The organism is Geodermatophilus sp. FMUSA9-8, assembly GCF_037034165.1.
Classification (GTDB): domain Bacteria; phylum Actinomycetota; class Actinomycetes; order Mycobacteriales; family Geodermatophilaceae; genus Geodermatophilus; species Geodermatophilus nigrescens.
This window is the reverse complement of sequence record NZ_JBAGKE010000005.1, coordinates 268,906-288,492: the sequence shown is the minus strand read 5'-3', so window position 1 is coordinate 288,492 and position 19,587 is coordinate 268,906. Positions and strand designations below refer to the sequence as shown.

At 76.0% G+C, this 19,587-nt stretch carries 20 protein-coding genes, 2 tRNA genes and 1 other RNA gene; 17 read left to right on the top strand and 6 right to left on the bottom strand.

Translation table 11 applies throughout. From position 1 onward, the window contains the following. Positions 1–15 precede the first annotated feature (15 nt). A complete protein-coding gene (locus WA616_RS13145; protein WP_336030398.1) occupies positions 16–1,251 on the top strand; it encodes a PucR family transcriptional regulator in 1,236 nt (411 codons plus the stop codon). Between the two features lie 24 nt (positions 1,252–1,275). Here WA616_RS13145 and WA616_RS13140 read toward each other — a convergent pair whose 3' ends face one another. Genes WA616_RS13140 through WA616_RS13130 form a run of 3 tightly spaced genes read right to left on the bottom strand, consistent with a single transcriptional unit; the run spans position 1,276 to position 2,912 of the window. Beyond that, positions 1,276–1,509, bottom strand: coding sequence for a DUF2630 family protein (locus tag WA616_RS13140; RefSeq protein WP_336030396.1), 234 nt, complete (start codon positions 1,507–1,509; stop codon positions 1,276–1,278). A gap of 39 nt (positions 1,510–1,548) precedes the next feature. Continuing rightward, positions 1,549–2,472, bottom strand: a complete 924-nt coding sequence (locus WA616_RS13135; protein ID WP_336030395.1) for a prephenate dehydrogenase/arogenate dehydrogenase family protein — start codon at positions 2,470–2,472, stop codon at positions 1,549–1,551. After that, positions 2,469–2,912, bottom strand: a complete 444-nt coding sequence (locus WA616_RS13130; protein ID WP_336030393.1) for a PaaI family thioesterase — start codon at positions 2,910–2,912, stop codon at positions 2,469–2,471. The genes WA616_RS13135 and WA616_RS13130 overlap by 4 nt, the downstream gene beginning before the upstream one ends. 40 nt (positions 2,913–2,952) lie before the next feature. Between WA616_RS13130 and WA616_RS13125 the strand changes: the two genes are divergently transcribed. The 5 genes from WA616_RS13125 (at position 2,953) to WA616_RS13105 (ending at position 5,351) form a co-directional block, all read left to right on the top strand. After that, the gene (locus WA616_RS13125) at positions 2,953–3,615 is read left to right on the top strand and encodes an O-methyltransferase (protein WP_336030392.1); all 663 of its coding nucleotides are present in this window, start codon (positions 2,953–2,955) and stop codon (positions 3,613–3,615) included. Continuing rightward, positions 3,612–4,118, top strand: a complete 507-nt coding sequence (locus WA616_RS13120) for a tRNA adenosine deaminase-associated protein (protein ID WP_336030391.1) — start codon at positions 3,612–3,614, stop codon at positions 4,116–4,118. Before WA616_RS13125 ends, WA616_RS13120 begins: the two co-directional genes overlap by 4 nt. Then, positions 4,115–4,753 (top strand): HAD-IA family hydrolase, encoded by a 639-nt coding sequence (locus WA616_RS13115; RefSeq protein ID WP_336030390.1) that lies wholly within the window; start codon positions 4,115–4,117, stop codon positions 4,751–4,753. Before WA616_RS13120 ends, WA616_RS13115 begins: the two co-directional genes overlap by 4 nt. Further along, positions 4,750–5,253: a nucleoside deaminase gene (locus WA616_RS13110; RefSeq protein WP_442902001.1), complete on the top strand. Its 504-nt coding sequence runs from the start codon at positions 4,750–4,752 to the stop codon at positions 5,251–5,253. Before WA616_RS13115 ends, WA616_RS13110 begins: the two co-directional genes overlap by 4 nt. Before the next feature lie 10 nt (positions 5,254–5,263). Further along, positions 5,264–5,351 (top strand) — tRNA-Ser (locus tag WA616_RS13105). Positions 5,352–5,424: 73 nt separating this feature from the next. Here the strand turns inward: WA616_RS13105 and WA616_RS13100 are convergent. Next, on the bottom strand, positions 5,425–7,155 hold the full coding sequence (locus WA616_RS13100) for a serine/threonine-protein kinase (protein ID WP_336030388.1): 1,731 nt from the start codon (positions 7,153–7,155) through the stop codon (positions 5,425–5,427). 43 nt (positions 7,156–7,198) lie between these two features. After that, complete coding sequence (locus WA616_RS13095) at positions 7,199–7,546, bottom strand: hypothetical protein (RefSeq protein ID WP_073418101.1); 348 nt, start codon at positions 7,544–7,546, stop codon at positions 7,199–7,201. Positions 7,547–7,686: 140 nt separating this feature from the next. Between WA616_RS13095 and WA616_RS13090 the strand changes: the two genes are divergently transcribed. Next, positions 7,687–7,771: transfer RNA gene (locus tag WA616_RS13090), tRNA-Ser, on the top strand. Positions 7,772–7,825: 54 nt separating this feature from the next. On the opposite strand, the gene WA616_RS13085 is transcribed toward WA616_RS13090, so the two are convergent. Further along, on the bottom strand, positions 7,826–8,800 hold the full coding sequence (locus tag WA616_RS13085) for a DMT family transporter (protein ID WP_336030386.1): 975 nt from the start codon (positions 8,798–8,800) through the stop codon (positions 7,826–7,828). A gap of 190 nt (positions 8,801–8,990) precedes the next feature. On the opposite strand from WA616_RS13085, the gene ffs reads away from it, so the two are divergent. From ffs to WA616_RS13035, 10 genes are all read left to right on the top strand, one after another. Further along, an RNA gene (gene ffs, locus WA616_RS13080) (signal recognition particle sRNA small type) lies at positions 8,991–9,086 on the top strand. A gap of 118 nt (positions 9,087–9,204) precedes the next feature. After that, entirely contained in the window at positions 9,205–9,876 is a 672-nt protein-coding gene (locus WA616_RS13075) for a YceI family protein (protein ID WP_073418105.1), read from the top strand. Positions 9,877–9,926: 50 nt separating this feature from the next. Next, positions 9,927–12,344: a DNA polymerase III subunit gamma and tau gene (locus WA616_RS13070; protein WP_336030384.1), complete on the top strand. Its 2,418-nt coding sequence runs from the start codon at positions 9,927–9,929 to the stop codon at positions 12,342–12,344. Positions 12,345–12,400: 56 nt separating this feature from the next. Continuing rightward, positions 12,401–12,742, top strand: a complete 342-nt coding sequence (locus tag WA616_RS13065; protein WP_336030383.1) for a YbaB/EbfC family nucleoid-associated protein — start codon at positions 12,401–12,403, stop codon at positions 12,740–12,742. A 39-nt stretch (positions 12,743–12,781) separates the two neighbouring features. Further along, on the top strand, positions 12,782–13,381 hold the full coding sequence (gene recR, locus WA616_RS13060; protein WP_073418111.1) for a recombination mediator RecR: 600 nt from the start codon (positions 12,782–12,784) through the stop codon (positions 13,379–13,381). A gap of 206 nt (positions 13,382–13,587) precedes the next feature. Then, a complete protein-coding gene (locus WA616_RS13055; RefSeq protein ID WP_336030381.1) occupies positions 13,588–15,294 on the top strand; it encodes an ABC transporter substrate-binding protein in 1,707 nt (568 codons plus the stop codon). A 138-nt stretch (positions 15,295–15,432) separates the two neighbouring features. Next, a complete protein-coding gene (locus WA616_RS13050) occupies positions 15,433–16,437 on the top strand; it encodes an ABC transporter permease (RefSeq protein ID WP_073418116.1) in 1,005 nt (334 codons plus the stop codon). After that, on the top strand, positions 16,434–17,375 hold the full coding sequence (locus WA616_RS13045; RefSeq protein WP_073418118.1) for an ABC transporter permease: 942 nt from the start codon (positions 16,434–16,436) through the stop codon (positions 17,373–17,375). The genes WA616_RS13050 and WA616_RS13045 overlap by 4 nt, the downstream gene beginning before the upstream one ends. Next, entirely contained in the window at positions 17,372–18,451 is a 1,080-nt protein-coding gene (locus WA616_RS13040; RefSeq protein ID WP_336030379.1) for an ABC transporter ATP-binding protein, read from the top strand. The genes WA616_RS13045 and WA616_RS13040 overlap by 4 nt, the downstream gene beginning before the upstream one ends. Beyond that, on the top strand, positions 18,448–19,587 hold the full coding sequence (locus WA616_RS13035) for an ABC transporter ATP-binding protein (protein ID WP_336030377.1): 1,140 nt from the start codon (positions 18,448–18,450) through the stop codon (positions 19,585–19,587). Before WA616_RS13040 ends, WA616_RS13035 begins: the two co-directional genes overlap by 4 nt.

Below are 19,587 nucleotides of genomic sequence, written 5' to 3'. Positions count from 1 at the left end.
ACCGGAGGTGATGGCGTGCACACGGCCCCCGGAGGCGTCACCGAGCGGCTGGCCGAGATGGTCCCCGCGCTGCTCGAGCAGCTCGACGCGATGACCGACCGGATGGTCGAGGTCCTCGTGGAGACCGAGCCGCCGTACCGGGAGGCGATGCAGTCGGGCGACCCCCTGCTGCGGACGACGCTGCGCCGCAACCTCGAGGTGGGCATCCGCGGCCTGCTCCCCGACGTCCCCGCGGCCTACTACGCCAGCCACGCCGAGGGCGCCCGCGCCGTGGGCCGGCTGCGCGCCGCGCAGGGCATCCCGCTGGAGGCGGTGCTGCGCGCCTACCGCCTCGGCGGCCAGATCACCTGGGAGGCGCTGGTCGCGCTGTCCCGGAACAGCGGCCGGCACGACGACGGCCTGCTGCTGGAGGTCGCGGGCTCCCTGTGGCGCACCAACGACCGCGGGTGCAGCGCCGCCGCCGAGGGCTACCGGGCCGAGGAGCGCCGCCGAGCCGGCCTCGACGTCGCCGAGCGCCGCCGGCTGGTCGACGGCCTGCTCGACGGCCGCGGCGGGGACCCGGCGTTCGTCCGGCAGGCCTCCGAGCTGCTCGCCGTCCCGCTGGGCGGGCGGCTGGCCGTCGTCGTCGCGCACCCGGCGGAGGACCGGCCCGAGGCGGCCGACCCGGCGCAGGCGCTGCTCAAGCGCGGCATCCGCTCGGCCTGGGGCACCCGGGCGCAGGCGCAGGTGGGCGTGGTGGCGCTCGGCACCCGGCGGCTGCCCGAGCTGCTGGGCTGGCTGGGGCTGCTGGCCACCGGCCCGGTCGGGGTGTCGCCGGTGGTCGAGGGCGCGGCCGCCGTCGCCGGCGCCTACCGGCTGGCCGAGACCGCGGCCCGCACGCTCCCGCCCGGGACGGCGCGCGTCGTCACCACCGACGACCGGCTGCCCGAGGCGCTGCTGTCGGACTCGCCGGAGATCGCCGCGCGGCTGGTCGGGCAGACGCTGGGCCGGCTGCTGGAGCTGCCCGAGGACGAGCGCGAGGTGCTGCTGGAGACGCTGTCGGCGTTCCTCGACGCCGACGGCTCACCGACCCGCGCCGCCGACCTCCTCTACTGCCACCGCAACACGGTCATGCACCGGCTGCGGCGGATCGAGTCGGTGACCGGCCGCAAGCCCACCGACCCGCGGGCCCGGCTGCTCTGGCAGCTCGCGCTGCTGGCCACCGGGCACCACGACGCCGGCGCCCGGCGGCCGGTCCGCGACTCCGCCTGACAGGAGGCCGCGGCGCGCCGCCGGCTACTGCAGGTAGCCCTCGACCTCCGACTTCGGCCGCACCTGGGCGGTGTCGGGGTCCTCGTCGTACTGGCGCTTGGCGTCCCGCTGGCGCACGAGGTCCCAGAGCTGGTCGCGCTCCTCCTCGATCGCCCGGAGCCGGGCCCGCTGCTCCTCGGTGTGCTCGGCGCTGTCGCGGAGCCGGTGCTCCTCCTCGACCAGGGCGTCGATGCGGGTGCGGATCTCGCTGTCGTCCATGCGGCCACTCTGCCCCATCGCCGGTCCGGGCTAACCGGCTCAGGCCCCCGGCACCCAGCCCTCGACGAAGGCGGCCAGCCGCCGGGTGACCACCCCGCCGGCGCGGCCGAGCGACAGCAGGGCGGCCCGGTCGAGGGGCACGCGCACGGCCCGCCGCCCGGCTCCCCCTCCGGCCTGGGCGCTGCGCACCGCGTGCCCGGCGTCGACGAGCTCGGGCCAGGGCCGCTCCAGCTGGGCCAGCACCCGGGCCAGCGCGGCCGCGGTGGGCCCGGCGTTGCCCTCGACCATGGCGGTGACGAACGCCGGGTCGCTGCCGATCACCCGGGTGCCGTCGCGGAAGCTGCCGGCGGCCAGCGAGAGCGCGAGCGGCCCGGCCGACCCCGCCGCGGCGGCCAGGGCGGCGGCCAGCAGGTGCGGCACGTGGCTGACGGCGGCGACGGCGTCGTCGTGCTCGGCGGCGGTCACCGGCACCACCTCGGCACCCGCGTCGAGGGCCACCTCGGCGGCGCGCAGCCAGCGCGGCAGCTCGGTGCCCGGCTCCAGGCACAGCGCCCAGCGCGCGCCGCGGAAGAGGTCCGGGTCGGTGGCCGCGTGGCCCGAGCGCTCGGTGCCGGCCATCGGGTGCCCGCCGACGAACCGGCCGCCCAGCGCCGCGCCCACCGACCCGAGCACCGGCACCTTCACCGAGCCGAGGTCGGTGACCGTGGCGGCGGGGTCGACGTCGAGGCCGTCGAGGGCGTCGGCCATCGCGGGCAGCGGCACCGCCAGGACGACGACGCCGCCGAGCTCGCGGGTGACCCGCACGCCCCGGGCCGCGGCGGCCTCCCGGGCGGCGGGGTCGACGTCCCAGCCGCGCACCTCGCGGCCGGCCGCCACCAGCGCCGCGGCGAGCGACCCGCCGAGCTGGCCGAGCCCGACGACGCCCACCGGCGGGGCCTCCATCGTGGGCACCGGCAGGCTCACTCGTCGTCCTCCCAGCTGCGGTCGGTACGGAACACCCGCGCGAGGGCGGTGGCCACCGGCCGCCCGTCCTCGCCGCGCGCCTCGATCCGGTACACGGCGGTGCGCCGGCTGCGGTAGAGCTCGCTGCCCTCGGCGACCAGCCGCTCGCCGGGCCGGCCGGGGGCGAGGAACTCGGTGTGCACGTCCTGGGCCACCGCCACGACGCCGTGACTGTTGCTCACCACCGCGTGGACGACGTCGAGCAGCGCCATCGTGGCGCCGCCGTGCGCGGTGCCGACGGCGTTGAGCAGCCGCGGGCCGACGGTCATCGCCGCGCGGGCGTACCCGGGCCGGACCTCCTCCAGCGCGATGCCCAGCAGCTCGGCGAGCGGGTCGGCGGCGAGCCGCGCGGCGAGCGCGGGGGCGACCTGGGCGGGGTCGTCCGGGGCGGGATCGGCCATGATCAGAGGCTATGGCCTCCGCGCTCCCGGTCCGCGCCGCATGACGCCGCGGTCGTTCCTGCTCACCCCGGAGCTCGCCGAGCACGTGCGGGCGAGCTCCGAGCCGCTCGACGACGTGGCCGCCGACCTGGTCGCCGAGACCGCGGCGCTGGCCGACCGCGGCGAGGCGCCGGCGACGTTCCAGATCGCCGTCGAGCAGGGCGTGCTCATGCAGCTGCTCACCCGCGCGCTCGGCGTGCGGCGGGCGGTCGAGATCGGCACCTTCACCGGCTTCTCCGCCCTGTGCATCGCCCGCGGGATGCCCGAGGACGGCTCGCTGGTCTGCCTCGACCGCAGCGAGGAGTGGACGGCGGTCGCCCGCCGGTACTGGGAGCGGGCGGGCGTCGCCGGCCGGATCGAGCTGCGGCTGGGCGAGGCGCTGGAGCAGCTGCGCGCGCTGCCGGCCGACCCGGTGCTCGACCTCGCCTTCGTCGACGCCGACAAGACCGGCTACCCGGCCTACGTCGAGGAGCTGCACCCGCGGATGCGGCCCGACGGGCTGGTCCTCCTGGACAACACGCTGCGCGGCGGGCGGGTGCTCGACCCGCGGACCGACGACGACCGCGCCGTCGTCGCGCTGAACGCCGCGCTGGCCCGCGACCCGCGCTGGGAGACCGTGCTGCTGCCGCTCGCCGACGGCCTGACCGTGCTGCGCAAGCGGTGACCGGGCCGGTGGCGGGGCCGGAGGGCGCCAGCTGGGCCGTGCGGGTCGACCGCCCGGGCGGGCGCTGGCGGGTGGAGCTGCTCGCCGACGACGCCGGCGACGAGCTGCCGGTGCTCGAGCGCGCGCTCGGCGAGCCGGGCGCGGGCGCCTGGCCGCCGCCGTTCGTGGTCGTCGTCGACTCGCGGCTGTACTTCGTCGTGCTGCGGCACGGCCCCGGCGGGATGGTCCGCGCGCTGATCTCCGACGCGACGATGCAGGAGTGGGTGCTCGGCGCCGAGGTGGTCGAGCGCTACGGCATCGGCGTCGACGAGGACGGCGCCTTCGACGACGACGAGACCGGCTGGCCCGGAGGTGACCTGGACGTGTTCGCCGACGACGGCCTGCCCGCCGACGAGCTGCGGCCGATCGTGACCGCCGACGACCTGTGGGCCGACGAGATGGTCGCCACGGTCGCCGCCCGCCTCGGCTTCGCCGACGAGCTGGCCGCGGCGGTGGGCCGGTGAGCGTCGCCGCGGTGGTGTTCGACCTCGGCGGGGTCATCACCGAGAGCCCGATGCTCGCCTTCGCCGCCTACGAGGCCGAGGCCGGCCTGCCCGAGGGCCTCGTCCGCCGGCTCAACAGCACCGACCCCGACAGCAACGCCTGGGCCCGGTACGAGCGCAACGAGCTCGACGTCGAGGGGTTCGTCGACACCTTCGAGGCCGAGGCGCTGGCCGCCGGGCACCGGGTCGACGCCCGCCGGGTGCTCGCCGCGCTGCACGGCGAGGTCCGGCCGGAGATGGTCGCCGCGGTGCGCCGGCTGCGGGCGGCCGGCCTGCCGCTGGCGATGCTGTCGAACAACGTGGCGCCGATGGAGCGCACGGGCCCGCTGGCCGAGCTGCTGGGCCTGTTCGACGCCGTCGTCGAGTCCTCGGTGGAGGGCGTGCGCAAGCCCGAGCCGGAGATCTACCGGCGGGCGCTGGCGCGGCTGAACGAGGCGGTCGGCCGCGACCTCGACTTCGCCGACTGCGCCTACCTCGACGACCTGGGCATCAACCTCAAGCCGGCGCGGGCGCTGGGCATGCACACCGTCAAGGTCGCCGACCCGCGGAGAGCGCTGGACGAGCTGTCGGCGCTGGTCGGCTTCCCGCTGCCGTGACCGCCGCGGACGGGACCGCCGCCGGGACCGGTCCGGGGCCGGACGCCGTCGACGCCGCCATGGCCCGCGCGCTGGAGCTCGCCGCCGCCGCGCAGGAGTGGGGCGACACCCCGATCGGGGCCGTCGTCCTCGGCCCCGACGGCGCCGTGCTCGCCGAGGCCGCCAACGAGCGGGAGAGGCAGGGCGACCCGACGGCGCACGCGGAGGTGCTCGCCCTGCGCGCCGCCGCGCGGGTGCACGGCGACGGGTGGCGGCTGACCGGCGCCACGCTCGTGGTCACCCTCGAGCCCTGCACCATGTGCGCCGGCGCGAGCGTCCTGGCCCGGGTGGCGCACGTCGTCTACGGCGCCGACGACCCCAAGGCCGGCGCCGCCGGGTCGCTGTGGGACGTCGTCCGCGACCGCCGGCTCAACCACCGCCCGCAGGTCACCGGCGGGGTCCGGGCCGAGCAGAGCGCGACACTCCTACGCGCGTTCTTCCGCCGGAAGCGGGGCCTGTAGTCTGTCCGACGGTGGCGTGTCCGAGCGGCCGAAGGAGCACGCCTCGAAAGCGTGTGAGGTGCAAGCCTCCGTGGGTTCAAATCCCACCGCCACCGCCAGCAGGAACCGACGGCGGCGCCCCGCGCAGGGGCGCCGCCGTCGTCGTCCGCGGGGTCGGGCGGCGGCGCCGGGTCAGGCGATCACGTCGAGGTCGATGAGCAGCCGGCCGTCGTCGGCCCGGACGAACGTCACCGCGTGCGTCTCCACCAGCCGGTCCCCGGGTGCCAGGAACTCGACGTCCGTCGTCGCGGTGATGACGTCCCCCCGGTCGACGACGTCACGGACGTCCAGCAGGTTGATGTCCGACCAGCGGCTGAAGAAGTCCTCGTAGTAGCCGTAGCTCGCCCGCGACTGCAGCGTCGGCCCGGTGAGCTCGTAGGCGGCGGCGGTGTCGCCGGGCAGCAGCGTGTAGTACTGCTCGAGCGTGTCGCGCGCCTCGGCGGCCGGGTCGTCCGCCGGCGGGGGCTCGGCCGACGACGTCGGGGGCTCCGCGTCCCCCGTCGGGGACGGCTCCTCCGACGTCGGCTCCTCCGCGCCGGTGCCGGGGGCCTGCCCGCCGTCCGTGCCGCCGTCCGTGCCGTCGTCCGTCTCCGGTGCGTCCGTGGTCGGCTGGGTCGCCCCCGAGGACGACGACGGGTCCGCCGCGCCGGCCTGCGGGTCGCCGTCGCCGCGCACCGCCAGCCAGGTGCCGAGCGCGACGGCGGCCACGACCAGCGCGGCCAGCAGCGCCACGACCAGCGGGCGGCGGCGCCGCGGGCGGGCGCCCACCAGCGGCGGGGCGGGTGGCCAGGGGCCTGGGCCCTCCGTCCCCGGCGGCGGCCCGGACCCCGGCGGCTGCGTCAGGGTCGGCGGCGAGGTGGCGGTCGGCGGGTCGACGGCGGCGGGGGAGGGCGCGACCGGCGTCGGCGGCCCGGGGTCGGTCGTGGGCTCGGGCGTGGGGGTGGGCGTCGCCGCGGTGCGGGTGCGGTCGGGCGCCGGGCCGAGGGCGGTGCGGGCGAGCAGCACGGTGGTCGGGTCGCCGTCGCGGCCGGCGGCCAGGCGGGCCAGCTCGTCGCGCATCTCGGTCATCGACGGCCGCCGCGCGGGGTCGGCGTCGAGCATCCGCATCAGCGGCCGCTCCAGGGACCCGGCCCGCCGCGGCGGGCGGAACTCGCCGGCGGCCACGCGGTGCAGCAGGCGCAGCGCGTTGTCGTCCATCCCGAACGGCGGCTCGCCCTCCAGGCAGGTGTAGAGGGTGGCGCCGAGGGAGAACACGTCGCTGGCCGGCGTCATGTCCGTGCCGCGGGCCACCTCGGGCGCCAGGAAGGCCGGCGTCCCGGTGATCTGGCCGGTCTGGGTGAGGGTGACGTCGCCGCTGGCGTGCGCGATGCCGAAGTCGGTGATCTTCACCAGGCCCTCGACCCGCCCGCCGCGGCCCACCAGGACGTTCCCCGGCTTGACGTCGCGGTGCACGATCCCCGCCTCGTGCACCGCCACCAGCGCGTCGGCGAGCTGGGCGCCCACCTGGGCCACCTGGTCGGGGCGCAGCACGCCGTCCTCGTGCAGCACCACGGCCAGGCTGCGCGAGGGCAGGTACTCCATGACCAGCCACGGGACGCCGTCCTCGAGGGCGACGTCGAACACCGAGACCGCGTGCGGGTGGGAGAGCCGCGCGGCGATGCGGCCCTCGCGCATCGCCCGCTCGCGCTGCTGGCCGGCGAGCTCCGGGTCGACGCCGGCGGGCAGGAGCACCTGCTTGACGGCGACCTCGCGCCCGAGCAGCTCGTCGCGGCCGAGCCAGACCGCGCCCATGCCGCCGCCGGCGATGCGCGACACCAGGCGGTAGCGGCCGGCCACGAGGCGGCCCGGGACGGTCGTGGTCACCGGCCGTCCCTACCCAGCGCGGCCGCGCGCGGCACCGGGGGCGTCAGACGGTGCTGGGGACGCCGAAGCGGCGGGCGTACTCCTCCTGCGCCCCCTCGGGCAGCACGTCGTAGAGCCCGCCGAGCTCCTCGACGGCGTCGGGGGCGAGGTCGTCGAACAGCCGCTCCCACGTCGGCGGCTCGTCGTAGCTGCGGGTGAGCAGCAGCTCCCACGCCTGGGTCTGCCGGTCGCGCTTGCTGCGCTCGGCGGCGAACTCCGACAGGTAGCGGTCCTTCGCGGCGGCCTTCTCCTCCGCGGTGGCCGACGGCGGGAGGCCCGCCGGGTCGGCGCCGCGCAGCACGGCCACGATCTCGTCCACGACCTCCGGTCGGACCTGGCCCGGCTCGCTCATCGTCCTGCTCCCGTCCCTCGCGTGCGTCCCCCCGACCCCGCAAGCCTGCCTGGTGCGCCCGCGCCGGACCACCCGGGGCGGCGAGCCGCGGGGCGGCGGCTGACCGCGGCCGGGCGTGCCGGTACGATCGACGGGCACCGGGAGGATTCGCCTAGTGGCCTATGGCGCTCGCTTGGAAAGCGGGTTGGGGGCAACCCCTCGGGAGTTCGAATCTCCCATCCTCCGCACCCCGACGGGCCCCGGCAGTGCGCCGGGGCCCGTCGCCGTTCCCGGGGCCGCTCAGGCGCCGGGAGCCGCCACGCGCTCCGCCCGCCGGCCGAGCTCCCGCAGGTAGAGCCCGGCGACGGCGGCCAGCAGCAGCGCCCCGCCCGCCACCGCGGCCGGCTCGAGCCGCTCGCCGAGGAACGCCGTGGCCAGCGCGGTCGCCGTCAGCGGCTCCAGCAGCGTGACGATCGAGGCCACCGCGCCCGGGACGGTGCGCACCCCGGTGAAGAACAGCCCGTAGGCCAGCGCGCTCGGCACCAGGCCCAGGTAGAGCAGCACCGCCAGCGCCGTGCCGTCGTCGGGCACCGACACCCCCTGCGCCAGCACGACCGGGGTGAGCAGCAGCGCGCCGCCGGCGAACCCGACGAGGGTCACCGGCACACCGGCCGGCACGCCGCCGCCGGCCACGGTGACGACGGCGTAGCCGAGCGCCGAGCCGGTGGCCACGAGGGCGCCGAGCAGGACCGCCGTCCCGCTGTCCGCGCCGGCCGAGACGCCCACGAGCAGGGTCAGCCCCACGAGGGCGACGCCGAGCGCGACGAGCGTGGCCCGCTGCGGCCGGCCGTGCCCGAGCAGCGCGCCGCCGACGGCGACGAGCAGCGGCGCGAGACCGAGGGCGACCAGCGTGGCGATGCTCACCCCGGCCCGCTCGACCGCGGTGAAGTAGGCCAGCTGGTAGCCGGCCAGCCCCGCGGCGATGAGCCCGAGGCGGACGGCGACGGGACGGGGAACGCGCACCGCGGGGCCGCGGCGGCGGGACGTGGCGGCCCACGCCGCCAGCAGCGCGAGCGCGCCGATGGCGAGGCGGTACCAGGCGATGTCGAGGGCGGAGAGGTCGCTGCGGTCGGCGACGACGCGGCCGCTGATCCCCGACGTGCCCCAGCAGAGGGCGGCGAGCACGACGAACCCGAAGCCGCGTGCAGAGGACGAGGTGTGGGGGCGGGACCCGGGGGACCCGCGGCTCGAGCCGCGGGGGGAGGGGGTGGACATGACGCTCCTGGGCGCTGGTTCCGGACGGGACGGGCGGGTCCGGAGCACGGCGCGAGCGCGGCCGGCGAGGTCGCGGCCGCGCGGGTCAGCCCGCGGTGCTCCGGGTCAGGAGCGCGGCGGGGGCAGGACGAGGGCGCGCCGGGGCGTCATGGGGCGGGAGCCTAGCGAGCGGCGTCCTCTACAGTGGTGCGCAGACCCCTCGTGTGACGTCACCCTGTGAACCTCCCCAGGGCCGGAAGGCAGCAAGGATAAGCGGGCTCTGGCGGGTGCGCGGGGGGTCCCTTTCTTCCCCGGTCCTCTCCCGGGCGACCGTCCCGGGCACTCCGGCGGGCCGCGGCGCGTCTCACAGCTGGCTGCCAGCTCGGTCGGCCAGCATCCTCGGAGCCCGAGGAGAGGAGCTCGCCATGGCCCGTCGCCGTCGCACCTGGTGGATCGTCGGAGGGGTCGTCGCCCTCCTGGCGCTCGGCCTCGGCGTGGGCCCGCTGCTCTACGCCGCCACGCAGGAGGACGCCGCCGCGGCGCCCACCGTGCAGGCGCAGCCCTCCGACGTCGAGCTCGCCCCCGACACCGACGGCACCTGGACCGTCTCGCCGGGCTCCTCGGCCGGCTACCGCGTCGACGAGGTGCTCAACGGCGCCGACGTCACCGTCGCCGGCACCACCGACCAGGTCACCGGCGACGTCGTCGTCCAGGACGGTGACCTCAGCACCGCCCAGGTCACCGTGGACGTGGCGAGCGTGCGCACCGACAGCAACCAGCGCGACGGGTACTTCCGCGACAACGTCATGGACGTCGGCACGCACCCGACGGCGACCTTCGCCGTCCGCGGGCCGGTCGACCTGCCCGAGCTGTCCGGCACCCCGGTGACCGTCCCGGTCACCGGCGACCTCACGCTCCGCGGCACGACCCGGCAGGTGCAGGCCGAGCTGTCGGTCGTGCGCACCGCCGAGGGCGTCGAGGTCTCCGGGGTGGTCCCGGTCGTCTTCGGCGACTTCGGCATCACCCCGCCGAACCTGGGCTTCGTCCGGGTCGAGGACCGCGGCCAGGTGGAGTTCCTGCTCAAGCTCACGATGTGAGACACGGCCGGTGCTCCCGGCTCGTCGGTCCCGGCACGTAACCTCGCCGCGTGGCTCTGGCGCTCTACCGGAAGTACCGCCCGGCGACCTTCGCCGAGGTGGTCGGCCAGGAGCACGTGACCACCCCGCTGGTCAACGCCGTCGACGGCGGGCGGATCAACCACGCCTACCTGTTCAGCGGCCCGCGCGGCTGCGGCAAGACGTCGTCGGCGCGCATCCTCGCCCGCTCGCTCAACTGCGAGCAGGGCCCGACGTCGACGCCGTGCGGCGTGTGCGCCTCCTGCGTCGCGCTGGCCCCCGACGGCCCCGGCTCGCTCGACGTCATCGAGATCGACGCGGCCAGCCACGGTGGTGTCGACGACGCCCGTGACCTGCGGGAGCGCGCGTTCTTCGCGCCGGTGAACAGCCGCTACAAGGTCTACATCGTCGACGAGGCGCACATGGTCACCACGCAGGGCTTCAACGCCCTGCTCAAGGTGGTCGAGGAGCCGCCGGAGTTCCTCGTCTTCGTCTTCGCCACCACCGAGCCGGACAAGGTGCTGCCCACCATCCGCTCGCGCACGCACCACTACCCGTTCCGGCTGGTCCCGCCGACGACGCTGCGCGGCCTGCTGGAGAAGACCTGCGCCGCCGAGGGCGTGCAGGTCGAGCCCACGGTGTTCCCGCTGGTGGTGCGGGCCGGCGGCGGCTCGGTGCGCGACTCGCTGTCGATCCTCGACCAGCTGCTCGCCGGCGCGGGGTCCGAGGGCGTCACCTACGCGAGTGCGGTGAGCCTGCTCGGCGTCACCGACGACGCGCTGCTCGACGAGGCCATCGACGCGCTGGCCGCGCAGGACGCGCCCGGCGTCTTCCGCGCCGTCGACCGGGTGGTCGAGGCCGGCCACGACCCGCGCCGCTTCGCCACCGACCTGCTCGACCGGCTGCGCGACCTCATCGTGCTCGACGCGGTGCCCGAGGCCGGCGGCAACGGCCTGCTCGACTGCCCGCCCGACCGGCTCGACCTGATGGTGTCCCAGGCGCGGGCGCTGGGGTCGGCCACGCTCTCGCGGCTGGCCGACACCGTGCACGCCGGGCTGAGCGAGATGCGCGGCACCACCGCGCCGCGGCTGCTGCTCGAGCTGGTGTGTGCCCGGATGCTGCTGCCGGCCACCGACGGCTCGGCCGCCGCCACCCTGCAGCGCCTCGAGCGGCTCGAGCGCCGGCTGTCCATCGCCGGTGGCGGGGCGGCCGCCGACGCGCCCGTGCGGGACGTCCCGGTGCGCGAGGCCCCGGTCCGGGAGGCACCGGTGCGGGAGGCGCCGCGGCCCGCCCCGGCCCGCGAGGAGCCGGCACCCGCCCCGGAGGAGCGCTCCGGCCCGCCGCGCAAGGAGTACGTCCGCCCCTCCCAGCGCGCCGCCGCCCCGCAGGCTCCCGCCCCGCAGGCTCCCGCCCCGCAGGCTCCTGCTGCCGCTGCCGCTGCCGCTGCACCCGCCGCCGCCCCGGCACCGGCGCCCGCGGCGTCGTCCCCCGCGCCCGCCCCGTCGTCCCCCGCGCCCGGCGGGGACGAGTGGCCGGAGACCGCCCGGCCGGGCTCCGGCGTCCGTCCGGCGCCGGCACCTGCGGCCGCCGCGGCCGACGACGACTGGCCGGAGACCACACAGCCCGGCAGCGGCGCCCCCGCTGCTCCCGCGCCGAAGGCCGCGCCCGCCCCGGAACGGGCGCCGGCGGCCCCGGCGTCGCCCCCGCCGGCCGGGCCGCGGCAGGGCGTGCGGGTGGCCACGGGCGAGCCCGACATCCCGCTGCCGCCCGAGCCCACCGACGACGAGGACTGGCCGCACGCGCCCCAGCCCGCCGCGGCCCGCGCGGCCGCCGCGCGGGTCGCCGAGCCGCGCCCGCCGGCCTCGCCTCCGCGCGCGGCCGCCGAGTCCACGCCCGCCCCGCGCGGCGGCGAGCCGACCCCGGTCGTCACCGCGAACCCGCCCGGCGCGCCCGAGGGGGAAGGCGACGGCGACCTGGCCACCTCCGACGTCCGGCGGGTCTGGCCGGAGCTGCTCGCCGTCGTCAAGCGGCACAAGCGCACCACCGAGGCGCTGCTCAAGAACGCGCAGGTGCACGAACTGCGGGCCGGCGTGCTCACGCTGTCCACGTCGTCGCCGGCGCTGGCCCGGCGGATCGGCGACGACCTGAACAAGGACGTCCTGCGCGAGGCGCTCAACGAGCTGCTGGGCGTGCGCTGGAAGGTCGAGGCCGTCGTCGAGGGGGCCGCGGGCCGGTCGCCCGCGGCCGGCGGTGGCGCCGAGGGCTCGCGCGAGGCGGCCCAGGAGGCCGCGCGCGTCGCCGAGGCCGCCGAGGCCCGCGAGCTCATGGCGCAGCGGGCCGCGGAGGACGAGACCGCCGGCGACCGCGAGCACGTGCCGGCCGTCGACCCCGAGCAGGCGGCGCTGGCGCTGCTGCGCGCGCAGCTGGGGGCGCAGCCGCTGGAGAGCTGACCGGCCGGCCGGGCCGTCGTCCGCCGGATGTCGCCCCCGCGGCCTACGCTCGGGACATGTTCCCCGGTGGTGGCCAGCCCGACCTGTCCGCGATCCTGCAGCAGGCCCAGCAGATGCAGCAGGCGCTGGCCGCCGCGCAGGACCAGCTGGCCAAGGAGGAGGTCACCGGCTCCGCCGGCGGCGGCCTCGTCACCGCCACGATGACCGGCGACGGCGAGCTGCGGTCGGTCACCATCGCGCCGTCGGCGGTCGACCCCGACGACGTCGAGACCCTCCAGGACCTCGTCGTCGCGGCGGTCCGCGACGCCTCGCGGCTGGCCTCCGAGCTGACCGCCGACCGCATGGGCCCGCTGGCCGGCGGCCTCGGTGGCGGCTTCCCCGGGCTGCCCGGCGCCTGACCGGTACCGCGCCCGACCACCTCTTCCCCTAGGAGCACCGTGTACGAGGGGGCCGTCCAGGACCTCATCGACGAGCTCGGCCGCCTGCCCGGCGTCGGGCCCAAGAGCGCCCAGCGCATCGCCTTCCACCTGCTGGCCGCCGAGTCCGCCGACGTCGGCCGGCTCGTCGCCGCCCTGCAGCGCGTGCAGGCCGAGGTGCGCTTCTGCGTGACCTGCTACAACGTCGCCGAGGGCGAGCAGTGCCGGATCTGCAAGGACCCGCGCCGCTCCGACGACGTCATCTGCGTCGTCGAGGAGCCCAAGGACGTCGTCGCCATCGAGCGCACCCGCGAGTTCCGCGGGCGCTACCACGTGCTGGGCGGCGCGATCAGCCCCATCGAGGGCGTCGGCCCCGACGACCTGCGGGTCAAGGAGCTCATGACCCGCCTGATGGACGGGACGGTCACCGAGCTGATCATCGCCACCGACCCCAACCTCGAGGGCGAGGCCACGGCGGCGTACCTCGCCCGCCTGGTGGGCCCCCTGGGGCTCGCGGTCTCGCGGCTGGCCAGCGGCCTGCCCGTCGGCGGCGACCTCGAGTACGCCGACGAGATCACCCTCGGCCGGGCCTTCGAGGGCCGCCGCCGCATCGACGCCTGAGCACGACCCGGCACGGCCGCGGCGCGGGCCCTCGGCCCGGCGTCGGCAAGGTCACAGGATGGTGTCGATGGGGCCGCTCGGCTCTGGTGCCCGCCTCCTCGCGACCTAGGGTCCGTGAGCACGCCGTCCGGACGTCTTGCGTCCACCGGCGGTCCACCTCGGATCTCATCCGGCCCGGAGCGGGCCGAGAAGGCAGGTCTCCTGCGATGCAGCGTCGACCCCAACGTGTGCTGGCCGCCTCCGCGGCCGCGCTGACCGCCGTCACCCTGGCCGCTTGCGCGTCCAGTGACCGCGACTCCGGCGAGGGCGGGGAGGGCGGGGAGGCCCAGTCCGGCGGCACGCTCGTCTTCGGGGCGGCCGGCGACCCGGCGATGCTCGACCCGGCCTTCGGCAGTGACGGCGAGACCTTCCGGGTCGCCCGTCAGATCCACGAGGGCCTGCTCGGCAACGAGCTCGGCGGCACCGAGCCGGTCCCCGAGCTGGCCGAGGACTACGAGGTGAGCGAGGACGGCCTCGAGTACACCTTCAACCTGCGCCAGGGCGTGACGTTCCACGACGGCACGGACTTCAACGCGGAGGCGGTCTGCTTCAACTTCGACCGCTGGTACAACTTCGAGGGGCTGGCCACCAGCCCGAGCGCCTCGTACTACTACCAGGCGGTCTTCGGCGGCTTCGCCAGCACGCCGGACACCCCGAGCATCTACGAGTCCTGCGAGGCCACCGACGAGAGCACCGCGGTGATCCGGCTGACGCAGGTCACCTCGAAGTTCCCGTCCGCGCTCGCGCTCCCGGCGTTCTCCATCCAGAGCCCCGAAGCGCTGCAGCAGTACGACGCCGACAACCTGTCCGGCAGCGAGGACGCGCTCAGCTACTCCGAGTACGCCCTGGAGCACCCGACCGGCACCGGCCCCTTCAAGTTCGAGAGCTGGGACCGCGGCAACGGCGAGGTCACCCTCGTCCGCAACGAGGACTACTGGGGCGACGCCCCGCTCCTCGACGAGATCATCTTCCGCACCATCCCGGACGGGAACACCCGCCGTCAGGAGCTGCAGGCCGGGTCCATCGACGGCTACGACTTCGTCGCGCCGGCGGACTACCAGTCCCTGGAGGACGACGGCTTCCAGGTGCTCGTCCGCGACCCGTTCAACATCCTCTACCTGGGCTTCAACGGCGGGAACGTGCCCGGCACGCAGGCCAACCCGGCGCTGCAGAACCCGCAGGTGCGGCAGGCGATCGCGCACGCGATCGACCGCGAGACGATCGTCAACTCGCTGCTCCCCGAGGGCGCCGAGGCGGCCACGCAGTTCATGCCGCCGACGGTCGACGGCTGGGCCGACGACGTCACCACGTACGACTACGACCCCGACCGCGCCCGCCAGCTGCTGCAGGAGGCCGGCGCCGAGGGGACGACGCTGCGGTTCTACTACCCGACCGAGGTCAGCCGGCCCTACCTGCCGGACCCGGCCGCGATGTTCCAGGTCATCAGCCAGAACCTGACCGACGCCGGCTTCACCATCGAGCCGGTGGCCCTGCCGTGGAACCCGGACTACCTGAACGCCGTCCAGGCCGGCCAGGCGGACATCCACCTGCTCGGGTGGACCGGTGACTACAACGACGCCTACAACTTCATCGGCACGTTCTTCGCCGAGGCGTCCAACGGCCAGGCGTCCGCGGAGTTCGGGGCGTTCAGCAACCCGGAGATCTTCGCCGCCCTCGCCGAGGCCGACGCCGAGCCCGACGCGAGTGCCCGCACCGAGCAGTACCAGGAGGCCAACCGGCTGATCATGGACTACCTGCCCGGTGTCCCGATCTCGCACTCGCCGCCGGCGCTCGTGGTGGCGGACAACGTGGAGGGCCTCGAGCCCAGCCCGCTGACCGCCGAGGTGTTCTCGACGGTGTCGATCACCGACTGACCCACCCCTCCGGCCGCGCCGGGACAGGACCTGTCCCGGCGCGGCCGGACCCGTGTCCGTGCCCTGTCGACCCCGATGATCGACACCCGACGTCGACCCGGGACGTCGACCCGGAACCCGGAGAGGTGACCCGACCGCGTGCTCCGCTTCGTCGTCCGCCGGCTCCTGCAGCTGATCCCGATCCTGCTGGGGCTGTCGGTCCTGCTCTTCGCCTGGCTGCGCGCCCTGCCCGGCGGCCCGGCCCAGGCCGCGCTCGGTGAGCGCGCCACCCCCGAGGCCATCGCCCGGTACAACGAGCTCTTCGGGCTCGACCAGCCGCTCTACGTCCAGTACCTGCGCTTCCTCGGGCGGGCCGTGCAGCTGGACTTCGGCAACTCCGCCCGGACCGGCCGGCCGGTCACCGAGGAGTTCCTCGAGCGGATGCCCGGCACGATCGAGCTGACCCTCTTCGCGATGGTCTTCGCCATCGGCGTCGGCATCCCGCTCGGCTACCTCGCCGCCCGCCGGCACGGCAGCTGGCTGGACTCGACGTCGGTGGTCGGGTCGCTGCTCGGCGTCGCCACCCCGGTCTTCTTCCTGGCCTACCTGCTGCGCCTGCTGTTCGCCGTCGAGCTGGGCTGGCTGCCCGGCTCCGGCCGGCAGGAGGTGCGCATCGACGCCACCCGCATCACGAACTTCTACGTCCTCGACGGCCTGCTGACCCGCGAGTGGGACGCCGCCTGGGACGCCTTCCTGCACCTCGTGCTGCCCGGCATCGCGCTCGGCACCATCCCGCTGGCGATCATCGTCCGGATCACCCGCGCCTCGGTGCTCGACGTCGTCAACGAGGACTACGTCCGGACGGCGAACGCCAAGGGCCTGGCGACGGCGACCGTGCGACGGCGGCACGTCATCCGCAACGCCCTGCTGCCGGTGTCGACGACGATCGGCCTGCAGACCGGGCTGCTGCTCTCCGGCGCGGTGCTCACCGAGACCGTCTTCGCGTTCGGCGGCGTGGGCTCGGCGATATTCGACGCGATCTTCGCCCGGGACTTCGCCGTCCTGCAGGGCTTCATCCTCATGCTGGCGGTGGTGTACGTGCTGGTGAACCTGCTGGTCGACATCTCGTACGGCCTCCTCGACCCGCGGGTCAGGGTCCGATGAGCGCCGTCGGAGACGTGCGGCGGCGGCGGATCGACGAGCTGGCCGCCCGCGCCGGTCAGGTGCCCGAGGGCGAGGGCGGCGTCTCGCTCACCCGCAGCGCCTTCCGCCGGCTGCGGCGCAACCCGGTGGCGATCCTCGGCGCGGTCATCGTCGTGGTCTTCCTGGTCGTGGCGGCCTTCGCGCCGCTGCTGGCCCCGCGCGACCCGCTGGCGCAGACGCTGCTGTCGGAGATCCGGCCCGGCTTCATCCCGGGTTCGCAGCCGGGCTTCCCGCTCGGCGTGGACGAGCTCGGCCGCGACCTGCTGTCCCGGCTGATCGTCGGGTCGCGGCAGTCGCTGCTCATCGGCGTGGTGTCCACGCTGCTCGGCGTCGTCGTCGGCATGGCGCTCGGCGTCCTCGCCGGCGCGTTCGGCGGGTGGGTCGACACCGTGGTGATGCGGTTCGTCGACATCATCCTGTCGATCCCCAGCCTGCTGATGGCGATCAGCATCTCGGTGCTGCTCGGGCAGAACCAGTGGTCGCTGATGATCGCCATCGCGGTCACCCAGGTGCCGGTGTTCGCCCGGCTGCTGCGCGGCTCGATGCTCGCGCAGCGGGGCAGCGACTACGTCCTGGCCGCCCAGGCGCTGGGCATCCGGCGACGGCGCATCGTGTTCGGTCACGTGCTGCCCAACTCGCTGTCGCCGGTGATCGTGCAGGCCACGCTGTCGCTGGCGACGGCGATCATCGAGGCCGCGGCGCTGTCGTTCCTCGGCCTCGGCGACCCCGACCTCGCCCGGCCTGAGTGGGGCGCGATGCTGTCCAACGCGCAGGACTTCCTGTCCGTCCGGCCGGAGCTGGCCATCTACCCGGCCGTCTGCATCATCGTCGTCGCGCTCGGCTTCACCCTGCTCGGCGAGGCGCTGCGCGAGGCCCTCGACCCGAAGTTCCGGAGGTGAGCCCGCTGACCATCGAGGAACTGCCCCCGAGGGACGCCGGCCAGGACGGGCGGCCCGTCCTCGAGGTCGAGGACCTGTCGGTCACCTTCACGCGCCGGGCCGAGCAGCCCACCCGCGCCGTCGACGGGGTCAGCTTCAGCGTGGCGCCGGGGGAGACCGTCGGCCTGGTCGGCGAGTCCGGCTGCGGCAAGTCGGTCACCTCGCTGGCGATCATGGGGCTGCTGCCCCGCCGCGGGGTCGAGGTCGGCGGCTCGGTGCGCCTGCACGGCCAGGAGCTCATCGGCGCTCCGGACCGCGAGCTGCGGGGGCTGCGCGGCGCCGACATGGCGATGGTCTTCCAGGACCCGCTGTCCTCGCTGAACCCGACGGTGCCGATCGGCGTCCAGGTCACCGAGGTCCTGCTCGAGCACCGCGAGATGTCGAAGAAGGACGCCGTCGCCGAGGCCACCCGGCTGCTCGACCGCGTCGGCATCCCCGACCCCTCGCGCCGGCTCAAGGAGTACCCGCACCAGCTCTCCGGCGGCATGCGGCAGCGGGCGCTCATCGCGATGGCGCTGGCCTGCTCGCCGCGGCTGCTCATCGCCGACGAGCCGACGACCGCCCTCGACGTGACGATCCAGGCGCAGATCCTGGAGCTGCTGCGCGAGCTCGTCGTCGACACCGGGACGGCGCTGGTGATGATCACCCACGACCTCGGTGTCGTCGCCGGGCTGTGCGACCGGGTGCACGTCATGTACAGCGGCCGGATCATCGAGTCCGCCGACCGGCACGACCTGTTCGCCCGGCCGCGCCAGCCCTACACCGGCGGGCTGCTGGCGTCGGTGCCCCGGCTCGACGGCGCCCGCGGCGCGCCGCTGCACCCGATCCGCGGCTCCGCCCGCGACGTCATCCCGTGGGCCGAGGGCTGCGCCTTCGCGCCCCGCTGCGACAACGCCCAGGACGACTGCCTCACCGAGGTGGCCGGCAGCACCGTGCCGCTGGAGTACGACGGCCCGGGCCGCGAGCTGCGCTGCCGCCACCCCCTCGAGTACCCGCGGACCCCGGCCGGGGCCACCGCGTCCGGAGCCGCCCGATGACCGCCGTCCCGTCCGCCGAGCCGCTGCTGCGGGTCGAGGGCCTGCAGGTGCACTTCCCGATCAAGCGCGGGGTGTTCGTCGACCGGACGGTGGGCCACGTGCGCGCCGTCGACGGCGTCGACCTGGCCATCGACCGCGGCACCACCTACGGGCTCGTGGGGGAGTCCGGCTGCGGCAAGTCCACCCTCGGTCGCGCCGTGCTGCGGCTGGTCGAGCCGACCGGCGGGCGGGTCGTCTTCGACGGCACCGACGTGTCGACGCTGTCCGGCGAGCCGCTGCGGACCCTGCGCCGGCGCATGCAGATGGTCTTCCAGGACCCGCTGGGCAGCCTCGACCCGCGGCAGAACGTCGAGTCGCTGCTGTCCGAGCCGCTGCTCGCCCACGGGATGGGCGGGGGCCGGCAGGGTGTGGCCGCACGTATCCGGACGCTGCTCGACGCCGTCGGCCTGCCGTCGGCGGCCCTGCGCCGCTACCCGCACGAGTTCTCCGGCGGGCAGCGGCAGCGCATCGGGATCGCCCGCGCCATCTCGCTGGAGCCCGACCTGCTCATCGCCGACGAGCCGGTGTCCGCCCTCGACGTCAGCGTCCAGGCGCAGGTGGTCAACCTGCTCGAGGAGCTGCAGGAGCGCCTCGGCCTCACCTACCTGGTCATCGCGCACGACCTCGCGGTGGTCCGGCACATCAGCGACGTCGTCGGGGTCATGTACCTCGGGTCGCTGGTGGAGCAGGCGCCCTCCGACGTCCTCTACGAGCAGCCGCTGCACCCCTACAGCCGGGCGCTGATGAGCGCCGTCCCGGTGCCCGACCCGGTGGTCGAGGCCGACCGCGAGCGGATCCTGCTCGCCGGCGACCTCCCGTCGCCGGCGAACCCGCCGAGCGGCTGCCGGTTCCACACCCGCTGCCCGTGGCGGCAGGAGACGCGCTGCGACGACGAGGTGCCGGTGCTGCGCGAGCTCGGGCCCGGGCACCTGGTCAGCTGCCACTGGGCCGAGGAGATCCGCGACGGGCTGCTGGCCCCGCGCTCGGCCGAGGAGGTCGCCGCCACGCAGGGCGTCTCGGTCCGCCCGACGGGTGCCGACAACCCGGAGAGCGACGCGCTCGTGCAGGGCCTGGACGCCCCGATCGAGCGCACCTGA